This window comes from Rhizobium sp. AC44/96, assembly GCF_001692185.1.
GTDB lineage: Bacteria > Pseudomonadota > Alphaproteobacteria > Rhizobiales > Rhizobiaceae > Rhizobium.
Map to the genome: position 1 here is coordinate 109,203 of NZ_LXKO01000025.1, position 19,464 is coordinate 128,666.

The following is a 19,464-nucleotide window of genomic DNA, read 5'->3' on the forward strand; positions in this document are numbered from 1 at the left end:
GAGAGCTTTTCTCAAGTGAGAAAGACCAAAGTTTCCCCGGTCACTATGCTAGCTTTCCGTCATTGTTCTGGAGGAGGAGCATCAATGACGAGTGCCTTGTCGCGGGAAGACCTGCGTGTCCTGAAAGATCTCGAACAGCAGGTCCTGTGGCATGCCTGCTGGATGATCCACAACGCCAATCACATTCGCGAAAAGGGCGAGGTGAAGGTTGGCGGGCATCAGGCGTCGTGCGCCTCGCTGGTATCGATCATGACGGCGCTCTATTTCCATACGCTGAAGCCGCAGGACCGGGTTGCGGTGAAGCCGCATGCCTCGCCGGTATTCCACGCCATCCAGTATCTGATGGGCAACCAGACACGCGAGCAGCTCGTCAATTTTCGTGGCTTCGGTGGAGCGCAGTCGTACCCGAGCCGCACCAAGGACATTGACGACGTGGATTTCTCCACCGGCTCTGTCGGTCTCGGTGTCGCGATCACCGCCTTTGCCTCGATCATTCAGGATTACATTGCCACCAAGCCTTTCGCCACGACACGCCCGAACGGGAGAATGGTCGCGCTCGTTGGCGATGCCGAACTTGACGAGGGCAATATCTACGAATGCCTGCAGGAAGGCTGGAAGCACGACCTGCGCAACACCTGGTGGATCATCGACTACAATCGCCAAAGCCTTGATGGCATTGTGCATGAAGGATTGTGGAAGCGGATCGAGACGATTTTCAAGGCCTTCGACTGGGACGTGAAAGTTCTGCGCTACGGCGCAATGCAGGAGGCGGCCTTCCGCGAGCCCGGCGGGGAGGCATTGCGCGACTGGATCGACCGCTGCCCGAACCAACTCTACTCGGCGCTCGCCTTTCAAGGTGGCGCGGCATGGCGCAAGCGCCTCAACGACGAGATCGGCGATCAGGGAGATGTCAGCCGCCTTCTCAGCGCGCGGACCGACGATGAGCTCTCCGCGCTGATGAGCAACCTTGGGGGCCATTGCCTCGATACGCTTGTCCGCACCTTCGCGGAGATCGATCACGATCGCCCGACCGTGTTTCTTGCCTATACCATCAAGGGCTGGGGCACCCCGCTCGCCGGCCATAAGGACAACCACGCCGGCTTGATGACGAAGGCACAGATGGAGCACTTCCAGGAGCGTGTCGGCGTGGCGCCGGGACGGGAATGGGAGTTGTTCGGGGCGATCGACAATCCGGCCCCTGTGAAAACCTACCTGGAGTCGGTGCCGTTTTTCGCGAAAGGCCCGCGGCGCTACGCCTCGGCCAAGATCGGTTCACAGGGCCCGGTCTTCCTTGATGATCGTGAGCTGTCGACGCAGGCGGGGTTCGGAAAGATCCTCGACACCATGGCGCGACGCGACGATGATTTTTCGAACCGCATCGTGACCACAGCCCCTGATGTCACCGTTTCGACCAATCTCGGTCCCTGGGTCAACCGACGGGGGCTTTTCGCGCGTGCCCCGCGAGCCGACACCTTCCAGGACGAGAAGGTGCCATCGACGCAGAAATGGGCCTTCGGACCTAGCGGACAGCACATCGAACTTGGCATCGCCGAGATGAATTTGTTCCTGCTGCTCGCTGCTGCGGGGCTCTCGCATTCGCTGTTCGGAGAGCGATTGATCCCGATTGGCACGGTCTACGATCCCTTCATCGCACGCGGGCTCGATGCGTTGAACTACGGCTGCTACCAGGATGCGCGCTTCATGATCGTGGGCACGCCTTCGGGGGTCACGCTGGCGCCGGAGGGCGGCGCCCACCAGTCCATCGGGCAGCAGTTGATCGGGATGAGCCAGGATGGACTGGCAAGTTTCGAGCCGGCCTTCCTCGACGAGCTGTCGATCATCATGGACTGGTCTTTCGACTATATGCAGCGCGAGGGAAAGAACGATCACGACCCACACACGTGGTTGCGCGACGAGGCCGGAGGCTCCGTTTATCTTCGGCTGACAACCCGCCCGCTCGAACAGCCGATGCGACGGGATGGGGCGCAGTTCCGCAGAGGTGTCGTCGACGGAGCCTATTGGCTTCGCGAACCGAGTTACAATACGCGGCTCGTGCTCGCCTATCAGGGCTGCGTGGCGCCCGAAGTCCTGATGGCGGCGGGCCGGCTTGCGGAGCGACACCGCGACGTTGCGGTGCTGGCGGTGACGTCGTCCGACCGGCTGAACGCCGGTTGGACTGCTGCCCAGAGGGCCCGTCGGCACGGCTTCGCTCAGGCCCAGAGCCACGCCGAACGGTTGTTGGCACAAGTTCCCGAGCATGCGCACCTGATCACGGTCACGGACGGGCATCCCGCCACGCTCGGCTGGCTCGGTTCGGTGCACGGGCATGCCACGACCAGTCTCGGGGTCGAGCATTTCGGACAAACCGGTACGATCGCCGATCTCTACGCGCATTTCGGGATAGACGCGGCTTCCATCATGGACGCTGCTGACGCAAGCGTACGTGGCCGGCGTTTGCCGACCGCAGTATAGGTCAGCTGACTTGGGCTAAGCCTGGACGAGCGGTCGGCAAGGCTGCTCGTCCATGGATGACGCCAAACCCGTTGAAGTCTGTCACACCGGGGTTAGCCAGGAACCCGGGTTGCCACCCCGCGCGAACTTTTCGATGTAGTGTGGGTGACATGGGGTCGCAGCGGCTAAAAGATTTGGCCAACCGATCCCTGTCTTGCTAAGCGGTCTGATGCCGGTAACGTTGGGGGCGGATCAGATGTCTGAGAATTTCAATTCAGAGCTACATGCTCGACCGTCGATCTATTTCAATGGTCCGGCGCTCGTCGAGCACATTGCTCTCATGCCGGTTGAGCGATCGGGGCTGCATGAAACGGCAAATGCGGTCGCATCCACGGTCGGCCAAAGCGAAAAGATTCACAGGCAGGTCGAGTATCATACGGAGTTTGTTACCCTCACCGTTGTCAGGGAGCTCGACACGGAAGCCACCGAGTGGCCCGGTGAAAGCCTTTCGCTGTCAGAGGCGCAGCGGCTCGCCGGCGCACCAGGGGCCGAGCTCGTCTGCAGGACGTCAATTCTTGTCGCCGGTCCGGCTCCTTCGAACCTCGGGCAGACTCTGAGGGCCTTTGGGTTTGGAGATACCGCAGCCTCGTCTGTCGGGGGCGGAGCTGCGCAGATATGCTCAGACTTTCGCGTGCGGGCCGATCAAGCAAGCCGCGTTATCCTGTTCAACAAGGACTTGAACGCCTATCGGCTGGGTAGAATGGTCCGGCGGATCTATGAAATCGAAACCTACCGCTCGATGGCGCTGCTTGGACTGCCCGAAGCGCGCCGGCTTGCGCCGCGGCTCGACCGGTTCGATTCGAAGCTTGTGGAACTGACAGATCGCAATGTGGCCACGCCCTCGTCCGAGCACAAGGCGCTGCTGGATGAAATCACCGCGCTCTCGTCGCAGATCATTTCGGCAACTGCGGCAACACGAAATCGCTTTGGCGCAACGGCTGCTTACGCGCAGATCGTGGAAGAACGCATTGCGGAATTGCGCGAAACGCACGTTGAAGGGTTTCAGCGGTACGGCACATTCGTCGCACGCCGGTTCAAGCCCGCAGTTCGCACATGCGCAGCCACTGCAGTGCGCCTGGACAAGCTATCCCACGCGACCATGCATCTGATCGATCTCCTGCAGACGCGGATACAAGTGGAGATCGAATACCAGAACGCCGTTCAGATCCAGGCCATGGCCGATCGCGCAGCGACGCAGGTGAAGATTCAAAGGGCCGTTGAAGGCTTTTCGATCATCGCAATCAGCTACTACCTCCTCAGCCTGCTGAAGACCGGCTTCGAGACCTTGGACCATGCCGGCTATCACCTCAGCCCGCTGATCATGCTGGTGTCGATCCCGATCGTGATCTGCGCCGTGTTCATCGCGGTGTGGCGGGTCAAGCATGCACTTGAAACGGCGTAGAGGCTCACGCGCTCATCGTTTAAATCGGCTGATCGTCCGCACATGCCGCCGGCGGTGAAATGTCACTGTGTCACCGCCTCGGTTCGCCCTGCGCGTCAGAACCGTTTGCTTGCGCCGACCCGACCGCCTGCGGATTTTTCACCGTCACCCTCGATGTCGAAAAGCAGGCTTGCTTCAAGCATCCACATGTCCATGGTCTGCAGGGTCAGACCGGCGGTGGCCGACCCGAACGCGCCGGAACCGTCGAGCCCGGAGAAGCCTCCGGTCAGGCCGAGCTTTGGCGTCAGCGTGGCCCCGCTTTCGAGTGTGAAGGATCGCGCGATTTCGGCTCCCAGGCTGAGGCGGAACTGTTCCTCGTCAAAGCCGTCAATCGTGAGCGCGTCGCCGCCGCTGTTCCTGACGGTGTAATCATCCACCTTTTCGGAGAAGTAGACTGCCCGAAGCTTCGGCGTCAGTACGGTGTCCTCGTCAAGCGTCCACTGTCCCTCAAGCGAGGTGTCAATCATCCAGCGCTGCGTGTCGAAGGTACCGTCCCAGAATGCCGTGTCGATATCGTTGGAGGAGCCACCGTAGAGCATGCTGGCATTCCAGAAGACGTTCTTGCCCAGTTCGAGCGAGGCATAGGGACCCGCAAGCCACCCGTTGCCGGTCAGTTCGGCGTCTTCGTCCGTCGGGTCCGTCGTTCGGTCGTAGTGGAAAGACAGTCCGACCAGCGCCTTTTCTGATAGCAGATAGTCCGCTCCGAGGTTGAGAAGGGCGAAGCTGCCCCATTTGCTATCGCTCCCCTCCCCGCCGCTGTGTGCGAGAAACGCACCGTCGATCCAGATATTGAACGGAGCCTCAGCCGCATCCGGATCGCCGCCGGTCGCCCTCAGCTGCGCGAAGCTGGTCGAGAAGCCGACGGTCAAGCCGTTCTCGGAGGGCATCATGCGGGCGCTGACGGGATCCGTTGCCTGTTCCATCTGTCGGCGTTCCAGCAGGCCGGGAACCTTGATTGACGAAGAGATCATGTTCTGGCGCGCCCGCACGAAGTCATGCACGAGCTGGTCGATCTGCGACGCGACCTCGGCCGGATCATAGCTGAGATTGTAGGTCACAAATCCTGAACTGGAAGCGCCGGAGGCATTGGTTAGGGTATAGCGAACGCGGACTTGTCCGGAATAGGCGGGGTTGGGCGTGAACTGCAGATACCAGCCGACCGGCGTAACCGGCCCGGCCTGGGCAACAACGCCGCGAACAATGGCCGTGGTGCCTGCATTGGCAGGTTCCACCGAATTCACATTTGCGGAGACGAACGGGCCGCCCGTCGCACCGCGGTTGAGATAGACATCAGGGGGCGTTGATCCGGCTGGGACGTTCACGACTTTGTCTGGGGCGGTGACCTCGTTGGGCTTAACCTTCAGAGTGTAGCTCGCGACCGCGATGGCGCCGGTATTGTCCCTTGCCTGGATGGTGAAGGAGTAATCTCCTTCGCTGCCGGCTGCCAGCGGTCCTGTGAGCGTTCCGGTGGAGATGTTCAGCGTCAGGCCGTCCGGCAAGGCTCCGGATGCAAGGCTGTAGATCACCGGCGCTACGCCGCCTGTCGTCGTGATCGGCTGGCTATAGTCTTCACCGGCCATCGCCTCGGTCAGCGCTCCGCCCGCAGGCGACAAGGTTATAGCGGGGGCGGAGACTGTAATCGTCACCGTCGCTGGTGCGGATGTGCCGGTGGCATTCGTTGCATGGTAGGTGAAGCTGTCCGAACCGGAGTAGCCGGTCGTCGGCGTATAGGCGATCGTGGTTCCAGACACGCTCGTCGTGCCGTGCGATGGCCCTGATGCAACGGCAATGGATGTGGCAGCGCCGCCCGAAAGATTGAGGGTGATAGGGTTGGCAGTCGAATTGGCTGCTACCGTGGCGTTGACGTTGCCCGCCAAGGGCGCGGCCAGATTGGACGGCGTGACCGAGTTCGATGCCGCCGACGCTGCGCCCATGCCGGTGCTGTTGCTGGCTGTCACGGTAAAACTATAGCTGGTGCCGTTTGCTAGCCCCGCCACGGTGATCGGGCTTGCCACGCCGTAGCCCGTGATGCCGTCCGGGTTGGACGTGACCGTGTACCCGGTGATCGCCGAACCGCCGTTGGTTGCCGGCGCCGTGAAGGTAACGGAGGCCTGTTCATCGCCCGCCGTAGCCGTGCCGATCGTCGGTGCGCCGGGCACTGTTGGAGCGCTAAAGGTGTAGCCGTTGCTAAGTATCGCACTGCCACCCGGGGTGGTGACGGCGACATCGACAGCACCAGCTGCGTGGGCGGGCGTCGTTGCCGTGATCAGCGTAGGGCTGTTGACCGTGTAGCTGGTTGCTGCGGTTCCGCCGAAGGTCACGGCGGTGGCGCCCGATAAGCTGGTGCCGGTGATCGTAACCGACGTGTTTCCCGCCGTGGTGCCGGAGGCCGGAGAGATGCTGCTCACTGTCGGAGTTGCAGGAATGACTGTAATGGTGACCGTGGCGGCGGTAGACGTGCCGAACTCATTGGTCGCTGTGTAGCTGAAGCTGTCCGGGCCGGAGTAGCCGGGCGCCGGGGTATATGTGATCGTGGTTCCCGATGCAGTTGCGGTGCCGTGGCTTGCGGCCGACGCCACAGCGACAGAGATCGCCGTGCCGCCCGAGAGGTTTAGCGTGATCGGCGTGGCCGCGTTCGCCGGGACCGTCGCGGTCACGTTCGAGGCGATGGGCGGCCCGAGGTAGGTGAACCCACTCGTCAGTGTCCCGCTGCCAGCTGGCGTGGCGACGACAATGTCCACGGAACCGGCCGCGTGGGCGGGTGTCGTTGCGGTGATCTGTGTGGCGCTGTCAACTGTGTAGCTTGTGGCCGCGGTTCCGCCGAAAGTGACTGCTGTCGCGCCAGAAAGGTGAGTGCCGGTTATGGTTACCGACGTGCCGCCGGCCTCATTGCCAGTAGCTGGTGTAATTCCGCTCAAGATTGGTCCAGGAGCGGCGGCGCATGTGGCCGTCAAGGTGACCGTGGCGCCGCTAGATCCGGACCACGGGTAAATATTGTAGTAGTTTCCTGCCGGTTCCGGAACAGTATAGGATTGCGATAGAGAGATTTCACGACCCGCCCCGGCATATTCCTCATAGATTATGGTGTGTTCGCTGTCTTTGTAGATGGCGAATCCACCGCCCATGTACTTATTCGAGTTGTAATCATTTGTGCTCCCCGTAGTTTGCACGCTGTAATTGATTACGTCGCCTGGCGCGAAATCCATGTTCTGCCAGAACTCGAGCTGGTTCGCGTACGTGACTCCCGACGACCAAAGACTGTTGACGGCGTCACAACCGGAAGACGCCAATGCCAGGCCTGGCGTCAGCAATGAAGTTAATAAAAATACCGCGACGGTCCGGCGAATCCGCGCAATTGCTCCGCTGCAGAGCGATGCCGTTTGTCGGGCTAGTCGCCCCAAATGAGCACCATACCCAGTGCGCGGGAACCTTGCTCGAACTGACCGGAAGGGCGCCGCCAACATGGCGCTCATGATGGCAAGGAACGTGAATGCGGCACGAGCTACTCTTGGCAACATCTTAATATCTATCACTTTTGTGTCAAAAATTGACTATCGGTATCTAAAATGTCGGCGCGGGATATGCGCTTGCTGCGCAACGATCGCATTGCGATGAAATGACGCCTCGTCGGATCGCAAAGATCCGCCTTCAGCATTGCCCCCTCCCGAATCTTTAATCAGGGCTATAGAAGAAAATATCCACTTAATTCACGCTATGCGCGATATATTCCGTCGCGTCTTTGATTGGATGTTACTCCAAAGACGCATTTTTTTACCAAGGAAACGTATCTGTTCGGTAATGCGGCTCGAGAAATCTATGTCCACAGCGTCTCAATTGCCTGCGGCCCTTGTAGGGGGCGCGTTCAACCGGGGATGGGCGCCGTTGCCCAGCTGTTTATCGCCAGCGCTCGGCTTCTCGGGCCGGCGAGCGTAATACATGACATTCAGTTGTCCGTCAGCAAGAGCCGCTAGATCGCGGATCGGGCTGGCATTTAAAGGATCAACGGTATGTCATTTCGTCGAAATACGCTGACTGCACTCGCTCTGATTTCTCTTGTTTCTCCGTCATTTGCTGCGACCTCTACGGTCAAGGTGATGGAAAACGGCGAAGGCGGTGGACCCATGACAATCTCGCTGGACCAGCCGACCGTGAAGGCCGGTGACGTTGTTTTCTCGGTTCACAACGATGCTATGACAGAGGAACACGAAATGGTGCTGGTCAAGCTCAAGTCTGCGGACCAGACGATCCCGGTTGTTCAGTCGAAGCATCGCATCGACGAGAATAAGCTGAAAAGCCTCGGTGAAGTGTCGGACCTGAAGCCTGGTGCGGATGGCAAGCTGAAAGCCAAGCTGAAGCCGGGCTCCTACCTCCTGTTCTGCAATATCAAGGGCCACTACGAGGCCGGCATGCATGCCGCTCTGACGGTCACGGAATAAGCCAGCTGTAATATGGGCACATCAAGGCTCCGCGGCCCGTGAAGGCCGCGGCGCCTTTTTCACAGCGGTTACATCCTTGTGCTCCTGACTTAGCCATGCTTGCTGCCCAGCAGCAAAGGCCGGCTAACCCTCACAATGGCATCGATGGCCACGCGCAGGCGCGGGAGCATGACTGCCGACGCTGTCCAGATCACATGCACGGGACGGTGGCCGGCAATGTGATCGTCAAGGACAGATAAAAGCAGCCCGGTGTCGAGATCGTCCTGGACCAGCCAGCGTGGCAAGAGGCCAAGCCCGTGTCCGCCCCGGATCGCGGTAAGCGCCAACAGGCTCCCGTCAAGCAGCAGTCTTGCCTTCGGCTCCCAGCTTACCAGCTTGCCATCGGGGTGTCGGAATTGCCATGGAGCGGGCCTTCCGTTCCCCGGCGCGCCGATGATCTCGTGACCCGACAGATCGCCGGGATCGACAGGCCGCTTGCGCTTTTCGAAATATGTCGAAGAGCCACATAGGACGATATCCTGCGTGCCAAGTCGTCGCGCCATCAAGCCGGTCACATCGGGAAGTTCGCCGATCCTCACGGCTAGGTCGACCCCCTCCCCCGGGAGATCGACCGCCTCTGTCGAGGTGGAGATTTCCAACTCCAGGCCAGGGTACTGCCTGCACAACTCATAGAGCGCCGGGGCAACGACCTCAGCACCAAACAATGGCGGAAGCGTAACATGGAGCTTGCCGGCCGGCTCGCGGCCAAGCCCAGAGATCGTCGCCTCGGCCTGCTCGATATCAAGGCGCGCGCGGCTGCAGACATCCCGGTAGATCCGACCTTCCTCCGTCAGGCTCACGCGGCGTGTCGTACGCTGGAAAAGCCTCGTGCCCAATCTGTCCTCCAGGCGGGCAATGGCCTTCGCCACTGCCGATGAGGTAAGCCTGAGCCTGGTGGAGGCCGAGACAAAATTTCCCGCCTCGCAGACGGCCAGGAATACGCGGATGTCATCGCCGGGTTGGTGTCGCATGGTTCCTATTAGCGAAATGATGTCATCAATTGAAGGAATATTTGGTGTTTTTGCGGAAGCCTGGGCCTTGTTAGGTTGAGAGCATGAACAACAATCGTACCTATGCCATCATCGGGGGAACGTCCGGTATCGGATTTGCCCTCGCCCGCAATCTTGTCGATCGAGGCGATCGCGTCGTCCTTGGCGGACGTTCCCCCGAGCGTCTTGGCCAAGCACTGACGGCGCTGGGGCCGAACGCCTCCGGCGTCACCGTCGACATCACCGACCGTTCATCGCTGCAGCGCTTCTTCTCCGAAGGGCCAGCCCTGTCAGGTCTTTTTACCCCGGCCGCGTCCTATGCGACCGGCAGCTTTGCCGACGGCGACCTGGAAACAAGCGAGGGGTTGTTCAAGGCGAAATTCTGGGGCCAGTACTGGGCGGTGCACGCAGCCCTTCGGCATCTCCTGCCGGAGGCATCGGTCGTCCTCATGTCTGGTGCTGCCTCCGTTCGGCCGATCGGCGCACCGGCCTACGCCGCCTGCAATTCGGCGCTGGAAGGACTTGCGCGGGGTCTGGCGATCGAGCTCAACCCGATCAGGGTCAATTGCCTTTCCCCGGGGACCACGGACAGCGAGCTCTGGCGCAATCGGCCCGATAGCGTCCGCGAACCGGCATATGACTACTGGAAGAAGCTTTGCATTGTCGGGCGACCGGCGACGTCGGAAGAACAGGCGCACGCCGCGCTGTTCCTTCTCGACAATACCAATGTCACCGGCAGCACGCTCTTCTGCGACGGCGGCTATACCTTCCGCTAACGCAGCGTCGGCGGCGTCAACTCACTTTTCTGAAATGGTGCCGGTGCCCGCTTCGCGGGCAGCGGCCTTATGCCGATTCGCGCAGGATGATCTCTGCGTTCAGCAGCACCTGCTCATCGAGCGCCGAGCCGCTGGTTTCGTCATCCTCTTCGCCAAGCTTCCGCAAGAGCAGCTGCATGGCGATGCGACCGATCTCATTGTAGCTCTGGGCGACGGTGGTGATCGGTGGGCAGGCATAGCGCGACAATGGGTGATCGTCGTGCCCGGCTATCCGAAGTTGGCTGCCGGCCGCCCGGCCGACCTTTATCCCTGCATGATAGGCTGCCGAAATGGCTCCGAAGGCGATGCGATCGTTTGCGCACAACACCGTCGATGTCGGGAAGCCGCCGCCCTGGAGGATGCGGGTCGTCTCCTCATAGCCGAACTTCTCGAAGTCCCAGTCCGTTGGTTTGCCGATCGGAAGCACGATGGGCTCCATTCGCAGCTGCGACATGGCCTCCCCATAAGCCGAGGCGCGCGTGACGGCATTGGTGTTTACCGGCGGCATGCCGAGATAGCAGGGCGGTTCGCCAGAGCGACACAGGTAGTCGACGATCAGCTGGAAGCTCTGGCGATTGTTGGTGCCGACAAAGGGCGAAACATCATCCAGGGGTGAATCGACGAAGATGAGCGGGATCGAGGCAGAGAGCGAGAGCAGCGTCTTGTGCTGGGATTGCACGCCCAGCGGGGCAATGATGGCACCGGCGACGTTCATCGACTTCAGCGTCTCGATGGCGCGCGCCTCCATCTCCGCGTTGCCGTCGGAAGACAGCACGAAGGCGAGAAAACCGGCGGCATTCGCAATCAGCTCCACGCGCCGGGTCAGGGCCATGTAGAATGGATCGGTCGAATTCGGGATGATGATCCCGATGATGTTGCTGCGTCTGCGGTTGAGGTTTACCGCAAAGAGGTTGGGTCGAAACCCACTCTGCTTGAGTGCAGCCTCGATGATGTCACGGGTCTTCCGCCGGACAGACGCCGGATCGCTGAAGTACTTCGAGACCGTCGGGCGCGACAAGCCCACAAACTCGGAGAAGTCTTCCATAGTTCTGATGGGTTTATCTGACAAATTCGCGTCCACCCCCGTGTCAATCGATTTAAACTATTCGAGTTATCAACCAAAACTTCTGGCAAGGCGCAAGCCGCGTCCGATCAGGCGCGGCAGGCTGTGAAGTAGTCGTCGAGGACGCGGTCGACGGCGGCGAGCGCCAGATCCTGGGCCTGTGGCTTCACCCGGCCGTCGCGCACGGCGGGATAGTTGCCCTGCAGGTACTGGCTGATCAAGGTTTCGGGGATCTCGACGCCCTCAAGAATGGCGAGGAGCTCGCTGACTGCGGCATTGATTTCCGGGTGCGGCCAGTAGTAGCGGATACGGTCGCTGTAGCTGAAATGGCGCTGCAGGTGCTGTTCATCCATGGAGCCGTGATAGTATTTCTGCCAATTCCCCGGCTCCTGCGTCAATACGCGCTCGATGATCGAAACGAGTGTTTCCTTGCGCTTGCCAGGGAACAGGAAGGCGGCGATCTGATCGAGGCCGTAGAGTGCTTCGCGAAGGGCAAAGGTAAGCCCGGGCCCGACCTTGAGGATGGCAAAGCCGTCGAGCACGAGCTGGCGCAGCGCTGCCTGCGTCTGATAGTCGGTCGAATGCGCTTCGAATACCAATCCTGGCACATCTGACAGCGTCGCGCTGAGTGCGCGGGCCGCTTCCGGCTCATAGGCGATGACGTTCTCGTTGCCGAATTCGACACCCGGCTGGACGACCGCCGCGACGACGCGCGAGAATGCCGATCCGACGCCGGCTGCTTCGAATGCCTTGCGATGCACGGCAATGGTTTCGCGTGCCGCGTCCGGCTTGGTGACTTCGAGAACCTCGAGTTCTTCCATGGCACCGCCCGGGATCGGTACCTCGGTGCCGACGATGTAGACCGGCTTGATGCCGGCAGAGCCGTCAAGCGCGGCTTCGGCAACAGCAGCCAGGCTGGCGGCGCGTTCGGCGGTCAAGACATCCGGAAGGGCGACGGGCTCACCGGCGCATCCCATGCTGGTGTCGAGATGGAGTTTTGTGAAGCCGGCCTCGGCATAGGCCTTGATCATCACCTTGGCCTTTTCCATCGCTTCGCTTGCGGGCAGGCTCTTCCATGGGTTGGGCCCAAGATGGTCGCCGCCAAGGATAAGCTTCTCAAGCGGAAAGCCGGTCTTGGCCGCGATCTTCTCAACGAAGGCGCGAAAATCGGCTGGCGTCATGCCGGTATAGCCACCGTCCTGGTTGACCTGGTTGCAAGTCGCTTCGACGAGGAGATATTCGCCGCGGCGCAATGCGTGCAACATCGACGCTTCGATCACAACAGGATGCGCCGAGCAGATCGACGGAATTCCCTTTGAGCCGGCGCGCTGGCGCCACGATGCGATGTCCGAGAGATAGCTCTGTTGCATGTCAGGCCTTACCTTGCAGTTTGATCAGGGAATCGAGTTCCGCCTTGGTGGACGCGCCTTCCATCGGCCCGGCCCTGGTGACGGCACGGGCGCCCGAGGCGTTGGCGTAGAGAAGCGCATCGGCCGGGCTCGCGCCGCGCAGCCAGAAGGTGACGAAGGTCGCGCCGAAGCAGTCTCCTGCTCCTGTCGGATCGACCTCTTCGACCTCGAAGCCATCAAGGCTCAATGTCGTCTTGCTGTCGAAGTAGGTGGCACCCTTGGCGCCGCGCTTGACGACGATCGCCTTGATCCCCTTGGCAAGGAGTTCGGCAACGGCATCCGCCTCGGTCTTTGCCTCAGCAAACAGGAACAGCTCCTCGCCGCTCGGCATGAAAAGGTCCGTCTTCGACAGAACGGTCTGCAGGGCCTCGCGCATGCCGGGGCTGTCGAGGATCTCCGGCCGCAGGTTCGGATCGAAGGACACGGTGCCGCCGGCACCCTTGATGCGTTCAACGGCCGTCAGGATGCTTGCGACAACACTTGGGGCATAAAGCGCCGTCCCCATGACGTGCATGTGCGTGCAGCTGTCGATGAGTGCGAGCATCTTGTCCGAGAGATCGATCACCCCACAGGCGCTGTGACGGATATTGAAGACGAAGGCGCGGCTTCCGTCTTCGCGATATCGCACGAAGGCGCTGCCGGTTGTGCCCTGCGGCACAACGTCGATGCCGGAGACATCGACGCCATCGGTGGTCAGGCGGTCGATATTCACCCAGCCGAAATCATCGTCGCCGACGCGCGAGATGATGGCACAGTCCTGTTCAAGCTTGCCGACCTGATCGATGAAGATCGCCGGCGCGCCAGACGGAAAGGGACCGATCAGCGGAACGGCTTCGCGAAAGCCGTTGCCGCGGTTCGTGGCGATGATCTCGACGAGGATCTCGCCGATGGTCAGGATTTTCGACATGGAAATACCGCTTGGATTGAAATTACTGCTTGGCCCGCTTGGCGCGGACGTCGAGCCCGACGGCAATGAGGATGACCACGCCCTTGACGATGAGCTGGTAGAAATACGGTACCGACAGCATGTTCATGCCGTTGTTGAGCACACCAATGATCAATGCGCCGATCAGCGTGCCGATCATCGTGCCGACGCCACCCGAAAGGCTTGTGCCGCCGAGGACCGCCGCGGCGATCGCGTCCAGTTCGTAGCTCATGCCGGCATTGGTCTGCGCTGAGAACAGGCGCGACGACAGGAGGATGCCGCTGATGGCAGCCATGACGCCGGAAATCATGAAGATGATGATCTTCAGGCGATCGACCTTGATACCGGAGTAGAGCGCGGCCTCGCGGTTGCCACCGGTGAGGTAGGCACGGCGACCGAAGGTCGTCTTGCTCAGCAGCACGTGGTTGAAGACAAACAAGATGGCCACGAACCAGATCACGATCGGGATGCCGACAAAGCTCTGCGTGCCGATTGCCGTCCACGTTGCATCGGTGATCATCGCAGGCGCACCGTTGGTCGGCAGGCTGACGAGACCACGATAGATGCCCATCGTCGCCACCGTGACGATAAATGAGGGCAGCAGGAACTTTGCGGTCAGCACGCCATTGGCCAGACCGAGAACGGCGCCGGCGATGAGGGTGAGCACGAACGTCGGCAGGAAGCCTAGCCCGAAGGCGAAACATTGCGCTGCGACCATGCCGGCGAGCGCGATGATCGAGCCGATCGACAGGTCGATTTCGCCAAGCAGGATTACCCAGGTCATGCCGAAAGCGGCAATGGCGATGACAGCCACCTGCTGGAGCACGTTGAGGAAATTGGCAACCGACATGAACCTCGGGTTCATGACGGAGAAGATGATGCACAGGACAATCAGCGACAGGAATATGCCGCCATACTGCTTCATCACTTTCACAAAGGCAGCGTTGGCTGCAGTCTTCTCGCTCATGATACAACTCCCGTCGCAAAGCTCATGATGGTCTCCGGAGAAATCTGGTCGCGCGACATTGTCGCCGTCGTGCGACCCTCGCTCATGACGACGACGCGGTCGCTCATGCCGATGATCTCAGGAAGTTCGGAGGAAATGAGCACGATCGCGGTGCCCTGCGCCGCCAACTGGCGAATGATTTTGTAGATCTCGAATTTGGCCCCGACATCGACGCCGCGCGTCGGTTCGTCGAGGATCAGAATCTTGGGTTTCGTGAGCAGCCACTTGGCCAGCACGATCTTCTGCTGATTGCCGCCCGAAAGGGATCCTGCGGCGGTATCAAGCGAAGCCGTCTTGATCGCCAGGCGCTTCACCTCGTCCAGAGCCGCGTTGCGTTCGCTTCTCCGCTTGAGGAAGCCAAGCGGGTTCGCATAGTGCTTCAGCGCCACCATCGAAATATTGGCTTCGACGCTGTGGCTGAGGACCAGCCCCTCTTCCTTGCGATTTTCGGTGACGAAGCCGATGCCGCGATTGATCGCCTCGACGGGCGAGCCAATGTCGATCTCAACGCCGTCGATGGCGATGGATCCGCCGGAGATCTGTTTCATTCCGAAGAGAGCGTTCATGACCTCGGAGCGGCCGGACCCGATCAGGCCGAAGAAGCCGACGATTTCCCCGGCTCGCACGTCGAACGAGATGTTTTCGAATTCTTCCGCGCGCGACAGGTTCTTGACCGCAAGAACGGCCGGCGCGGTCTGCTCCGGCGCGGGCACGTCGCGAGGCGGGTAGATCTCGTTCATGTCGCGACCGACCATCATCGCAATCAGCGCCTCGATGGTCGCGTCCTTCTTTTCACGCGTCGTGATGTAGCTGCCATCGCGAACGACGGTGATGTCATCGCTGAGCCGCATGATTTCTTCCATGCGGTGCGAGATGTAGATGATCGCCACGCCGCGCGCTTTCAGCCGCGCGATGATGTCGAACAGGATCTCGGCTTCGCTGTCGCTCAAGGATGACGTGGGCTCGTCGAGGATGACGACCTTGGCATCGACGCTGAGACCCTTGGCGATTTCTACAAGCTGTCTTTGGGCAATCGAGAGATCCCCCACCTTGTCGTCGACCGAGACGGGCAACTTGAGGTCCGCAACGATCGCTGCTGCTCTGCGTGCCAGTGCCTTGTCGTTGATGAAGCCAGCCTTGGAAGGCTCGCGGGTCGCCAGGATATTCTCGGCAACCGTCAGGTTGTTGCACAGGCTGAGTTCCTGGAACACGATCGTGAGACCGGCTTTTGCGGCGTCCTGGGGGTTGGCCGGCGCGTAGGGCTTGCCATCAAGCCTGATGTCGCCCGTGGTCGGCTGGTAGACACCTGCAAGTATCTTCATCAGGGTCGACTTGCCGGCGCCGTTTTCGCCGAGGATCGTATGAACGCGCCCGGGCCGAACCGTCAGCTGCATGTTTTTCAGCGCAGTCACCGCGCCGAAGACTTTCGTTACATTCTTGATCTCAAGAATGGCGGCATCGCCGGTATTATCCATGTCATCACCTTTCACCTGCTTCCCGGCGGCCTGGCTCGTGTGAGCAAGCCGCCGGGGCAAGCAGTCCTCGCCCTTGAGCGAGGCGCCTTGGGAGGGCGTTTAAACGACAGACTTACTTCTTGGTGTAGACACCTGGGACAATCGGCTGCTCGGCAGGAACCGTCTCGCCAGCCGAGACCTTGATCGCGGTGTCGACAGCCAGCTTGCCCATCTGATCGGGGAACTGCTGGATGACGCCGACCATGTCGGGATCCTTGTCCACGGCGCCGAGCGCTTCAGGCATGCCATCGAAGCCGATGACCTTTACCTTGCCCGACAGGTTGGCGGACTTGACTGCGACAGCGGCGGCAAGCGCTGCGTCGTCGCCGAAGCCGAAGATGCCGTTGATGTCGGGATTTGCCTGCAGCATGTTCTGTGCGACGGCAAGCGCTTCAGCGCGCGTGATGCCGGTCTGGATCGACACGATCTTCATGTCGGGGTGCTTGGCAATGGCTTCCTTGAAGCCGTTGACGCGGTTGACGACGGACTGGACCAACGGGTAGTCGATGATCGCGACGTTGCCCTTGTTGCCGAGCTGCTCGGCCATCAGTTCGCCAGCCTTCACGCCACCTGCATAGTTGTCGGTGCCGATGTAGGAAGCAACCTGAGCGCCCTCGACCGGAACGTCGACCGTGATGACCTTGATCCCAGCGGCCTGTGCGCGCATGACGGCAGCGAGCGCGCCCTTGCTGTCAACGGGAGACATGACGATGACATCGACGCCCTTGACGATGAAGTCTTCGATGTCGGCGAGCTGCTTGTTGAGATCCTGATTGGCGATCGAGATTTCGAGCGGAACGTTCTTGGCTTTCGCTTCTGCCGTCATCGCCTTGGCGAGTTCGTTGTAGAACGGATGCTGCTGCGTCAACAGGGACGCTCCAATACCTTCGGCATGGGCGCCGGCGGCAGCAATCACGAATGCGGCGGATACCAAAAGCGACTTTGCGAAACGAGAAATGAGCAAGATTTCCTCCCGGAACTTTGAATGAGGCCAGTTGGCAGACCGTCGACATTGGCGGCCTCCTCGCCAACCGACGTCGCCTATTCATCATCAAACTTTGCGCGCGTCAATTTTAAAATATTTGCGCGTAAAATTAATTGTGGTTAGGCCAACTCTCAATCAGCGCCAGGCCGTGGTTCGGCATGGCTCAAGAATCAAGCAGTGAAGGGGCTTTTCGCCCGTGGCACCGGGTTCGTGCTCATGGCGTCAGCGACGTCGCATAGCCTTGTGAACTGCGCATTGGATTGGGGCAATTGATAGCCCAACGCCTCGCAATGTTCGCACAAGCTTGGGCCGCAATTAATTACAGTACTGATGGTTCTCATAAATACTTAAGCGTTCACCGATGAATTGGTGCTGTTGTCGCGTCGGCGAACCATTCGACGCATGTCCTTCTCACGCCTTTGCCGGAGCGCCCCCCGTGACAAGCATCTCATCCGTATCAAGTAGCAGTTACCGCCAGTACCTGACGACGTCCACGAGTTCGACGGACAGTTCCGGTTCCGTCTCGTCGCTGTTGTCGTCGAATACCGGTTGCAGCAGTTCGACATCCTCGAGCACCGATGACAGCGATACCGATTATTCCAATGCCGCCGCGACACTGATTTCGCAGCTGATGTCGCTCATTCTCAACCTGCAGAGCGGTGGATCGACCGACAGCAGCAATTCAGAGAGCAATCCTCAGCAGGACATGATCTCCTCGATGGATACTGACGGTGACGGCAGCATCACCGCGGCGGAATTCGTCGCGGCGCGGCCGTCTGATGTCAGCGAAGACCAGGCGTCCGCCCTGTTTTCGAGTTTTGACACGGAAGGCACCGGATCGCTGTCGACCGACGCTTTGGCCGAGCTCATGCAGCGCCCTTCACAGCCGCCTCCGCCGCCGCCGATGCCAAGCGACGATGACCTGTCGGAAGCGTTTTCGGCGCTTGACACCGATGGCGACGGTACGGTCAGCGAAGCTGAGTTCGTTGCTGCGCGGCCTGATGACATGAGTGAGCCGCAGGCGTCCGACCTGTTCGAAAGCCTCGACACCGAGAGCAGCGGATCGCTGACGGAAGAGCAGTTCACCTCTGCCATTCAAAAGGCATTGGCTTCGCCATTCAGCTATGCCGATGACTATACCGGCAGCACCACCGAGGAACTCCTCAGCATATGACGCAGAACAGGCCAGTTCGCGCTAGCGTGAACTGGCCTGCCCATCGTTTGAAAAGGGGTACCGGCCGCGGCGCCTCAGGCGAAATCGAACGGCTTGTAGTCGATGTCGTAGCCGAAGTAGCGTGGCCCGACGAGCGCGATACCTTCGGGCGTACGCCACTGCTCGTTGCATGGGAAGGCCAGCGCTACCAGTCTCAGCCCGTATTTCAAGGCATCGGCCGTGACAGGATTGCCGCTGTCTGCCTCGAGAAGCGTGATGAGCTCAGGTGTTGTCACCAGGATCTCGCCATCGCGCTCGGCCATCAGAAACTCGTTCTGGAAGTCGAGCTTGAAGCTGTGGCCACGCCAATCCTCCACGCCGTCGAACCGAGCCGATCCACGCGCGAAGCCCCCTACCGTTCGACGATCGATGTCGCGCACGCGGCCATGGAAAATCACTTTCGCGCCCAGCATTTCGACGATGGCATCGACCGGGTCGGCATGCTGCGCGCGTGCCTGGCGAAGTGTCAGGCCAAGATTGGCACAAAGGGTGAGCGTGCCGCGCACAACCGCCTTCTTCGCGACCGCTCCGCTCATCGGATAAAAGGCCAGCAGCGCCGACCCGCCCATTTCGACCGTCGCCGCGCGGGCGAGCCGCTCGGTCCAGGCGTTGCTGACGGTCTCGAGCACGATCGAGTTGCCCTTGTCGTCGCAAAGCACCATGGGTGTGGCCGAAACGCCGTGCATAGTGAAGGTCACCATCTGGAGTTCCGGGTAGGCGCGGCCCATGCCATCTCCATCGACCAGCGGCAGACCGGTCATCGCCGCCACGACGAATGGCGTCGTGGAATTGACGCCACCGGCCTCGCCGCACAGGACCGCGTCGATCTTCCGGCCCATCAACTGCTCAAGCTGGCGGAACGCATTGATGAGTTCTTCGCCCTGGGGCAGCTTTTCGGTCATGACCGTCGGTGCGCCCATCATGCAGACGGGAACGACGAGCGCGTCGTCCGGTAGTTCTTCGACATCGACGATCTTGACCGGTCCATGCTGACGGATCGCCTGTTGTGCCATCAGCTTGCCGACATAGGGGTCGCCGCCGCCACCGGTGCCGAGAATGGCGCCGCCGATGGCGATGTCTTCCAAGTCCTCTGCGTAGACTGTGCGCAGGATCTTCAT

At 60.6% G+C, this 19,464-nt stretch carries 14 protein-coding genes; 5 read left to right on the forward strand and 9 right to left on the reverse strand.

Annotation, left to right across the window (positions count from 1 at the left end):
* Nucleotides 1-84: 84 nt before the first annotated feature.
* Both A6U87_RS18110 and A6U87_RS18115 read left to right on the forward strand, forming a co-directional pair.
* Entirely contained in the window at nt 85-2,472 is a 2,388-nt protein-coding gene (locus A6U87_RS18110; protein ID WP_065692682.1) for a hypothetical protein, read from the forward strand.
* A gap of 235 nt (nt 2,473-2,707) precedes the next feature.
* Entirely contained in the window at nt 2,708-3,913 is a 1,206-nt protein-coding gene (locus tag A6U87_RS18115; protein WP_083199535.1) for a DUF3422 domain-containing protein, read from the forward strand.
* A gap of 95 nt (nt 3,914-4,008) precedes the next feature.
* Here the strand turns inward: A6U87_RS18115 and A6U87_RS18120 are convergent, their stop codons facing one another.
* Nucleotides 4,009-6,870, reverse strand: a complete 2,862-nt coding sequence (locus tag A6U87_RS18120) for an IPT/TIG domain-containing protein (RefSeq protein ID WP_158007286.1) — start codon at nt 6,868-6,870, stop codon at nt 4,009-4,011.
* A 1,089-nt stretch (nt 6,871-7,959) separates the two neighbouring features.
* Between A6U87_RS18120 and A6U87_RS18125 the strand changes: the two genes are divergently transcribed.
* Nucleotides 7,960-8,388: a plastocyanin/azurin family copper-binding protein gene (locus tag A6U87_RS18125; protein WP_065692685.1), complete on the forward strand. Its 429-nt coding sequence runs from the start codon at nt 7,960-7,962 to the stop codon at nt 8,386-8,388.
* 89 nt (nt 8,389-8,477) lie between these two features.
* Here A6U87_RS18125 and A6U87_RS18130 read toward each other — a convergent pair whose 3' ends face one another.
* Nucleotides 8,478-9,398, reverse strand: coding sequence for a LysR family transcriptional regulator (locus A6U87_RS18130; RefSeq protein ID WP_065692686.1), 921 nt, complete (start codon nt 9,396-9,398; stop codon nt 8,478-8,480).
* A gap of 83 nt (nt 9,399-9,481) precedes the next feature.
* Here A6U87_RS18130 and A6U87_RS18135 point away from each other — a divergent pair, with 83 nt between their 5' ends.
* Nucleotides 9,482-10,192 (forward strand): SDR family oxidoreductase, encoded by a 711-nt coding sequence (locus A6U87_RS18135; RefSeq protein WP_065692687.1) that lies wholly within the window; start codon nt 9,482-9,484, stop codon nt 10,190-10,192.
* A gap of 67 nt (nt 10,193-10,259) precedes the next feature.
* On the opposite strand, the gene A6U87_RS18140 is transcribed toward A6U87_RS18135, so the two are convergent.
* The 6 genes from A6U87_RS18140 to A6U87_RS18165 form a co-directional block, all read right to left on the reverse strand.
* Nucleotides 10,260-11,276 (reverse strand): LacI family DNA-binding transcriptional regulator, encoded by a 1,017-nt coding sequence (locus A6U87_RS18140; protein WP_065692688.1) that lies wholly within the window; start codon nt 11,274-11,276, stop codon nt 10,260-10,262.
* A gap of 107 nt (nt 11,277-11,383) precedes the next feature.
* A complete protein-coding gene (locus A6U87_RS18145) occupies nt 11,384-12,664 on the reverse strand; it encodes a D-tagatose-bisphosphate aldolase, class II, non-catalytic subunit (protein ID WP_065692689.1) in 1,281 nt (426 codons plus the stop codon).
* Between the two features lies 1 nt (nt 12,665).
* Entirely contained in the window at nt 12,666-13,610 is a 945-nt protein-coding gene (locus tag A6U87_RS18150) for a sugar kinase (RefSeq protein ID WP_065692690.1), read from the reverse strand.
* A gap of 22 nt (nt 13,611-13,632) precedes the next feature.
* Entirely contained in the window at nt 13,633-14,595 is a 963-nt protein-coding gene (locus A6U87_RS18155; RefSeq protein WP_065692691.1) for an ABC transporter permease, read from the reverse strand.
* Nucleotides 14,592-16,109 carry a sugar ABC transporter ATP-binding protein gene (locus A6U87_RS18160; RefSeq protein ID WP_065692692.1) on the reverse strand — a complete coding sequence of 506 codons (1,518 nt, stop codon included), beginning with the start codon at nt 16,107-16,109 and terminating at the stop codon, nt 14,592-14,594. The genes A6U87_RS18155 and A6U87_RS18160 overlap by 4 nt, the downstream gene beginning before the upstream one ends.
* Before the next feature lie 112 nt (nt 16,110-16,221).
* Nucleotides 16,222-17,112, reverse strand: a complete 891-nt coding sequence (locus tag A6U87_RS18165; protein ID WP_065692693.1) for a substrate-binding domain-containing protein — start codon at nt 17,110-17,112, stop codon at nt 16,222-16,224.
* 457 nt (nt 17,113-17,569) lie between these two features.
* On the opposite strand from A6U87_RS18165, the gene A6U87_RS18170 reads away from it, so the two are divergent.
* Nucleotides 17,570-18,307: an EF-hand domain-containing protein gene (locus A6U87_RS18170; protein WP_065692694.1), complete on the forward strand. Its 738-nt coding sequence runs from the start codon at nt 17,570-17,572 to the stop codon at nt 18,305-18,307.
* A 74-nt stretch (nt 18,308-18,381) separates the two neighbouring features.
* On the opposite strand, the gene A6U87_RS18175 is transcribed toward A6U87_RS18170, so the two are convergent.
* Nucleotides 18,382-19,464 (reverse strand): DUF917 domain-containing protein, encoded by a 1,083-nt coding sequence (locus A6U87_RS18175; protein ID WP_065692695.1) that lies wholly within the window; start codon nt 19,462-19,464, stop codon nt 18,382-18,384.

Bases quoted from the DNA above. Each gene is read 5' to 3' on its own strand.
- A6U87_RS18115 (WP_083199535.1), top strand. From the start codon at position 2,708: ATGTCTGAGAATTTCAATTCAGAGCTACATGCTCGACCGTCGATCTAT.
- A6U87_RS18160 (WP_065692692.1), bottom strand. From the start codon at position 16,109: ATGGATAATACCGGCGATGCCGCCATTCTTGAGATCAAGAATGTAACG.
- A6U87_RS18125 (WP_065692685.1), top strand. From the start codon at position 7,960: ATGTCATTTCGTCGAAATACGCTGACTGCACTCGCTCTGATTTCTCTT.
- A6U87_RS18150 (WP_065692690.1), bottom strand. From the start codon at position 13,610: ATGTCGAAAATCCTGACCATCGGCGAGATCCTCGTCGAGATCATCGCC.
- A6U87_RS18155 (WP_065692691.1), bottom strand. From the start codon at position 14,595: ATGAGCGAGAAGACTGCAGCCAACGCTGCCTTTGTGAAAGTGATGAAG.
- A6U87_RS18130 (WP_065692686.1), bottom strand. From the start codon at position 9,398: ATGCGACACCAACCCGGCGATGACATCCGCGTATTCCTGGCCGTCTGC.
- A6U87_RS18175 (WP_065692695.1), bottom strand. From the start codon at position 19,464: ATGAAGATCCTGCGCACAGTCTACGCAGAGGACTTGGAAGACATCGCC.
- A6U87_RS18145 (WP_065692689.1), bottom strand. From the start codon at position 12,664: ATGCAACAGAGCTATCTCTCGGACATCGCATCGTGGCGCCAGCGCGCC.
- A6U87_RS18110 (WP_065692682.1), top strand. From the start codon at position 85: ATGACGAGTGCCTTGTCGCGGGAAGACCTGCGTGTCCTGAAAGATCTC.
- A6U87_RS18140 (WP_065692688.1), bottom strand. From the start codon at position 11,276: ATGGAAGACTTCTCCGAGTTTGTGGGCTTGTCGCGCCCGACGGTCTCG.
- A6U87_RS18135 (WP_065692687.1), top strand. From the start codon at position 9,482: ATGAACAACAATCGTACCTATGCCATCATCGGGGGAACGTCCGGTATC.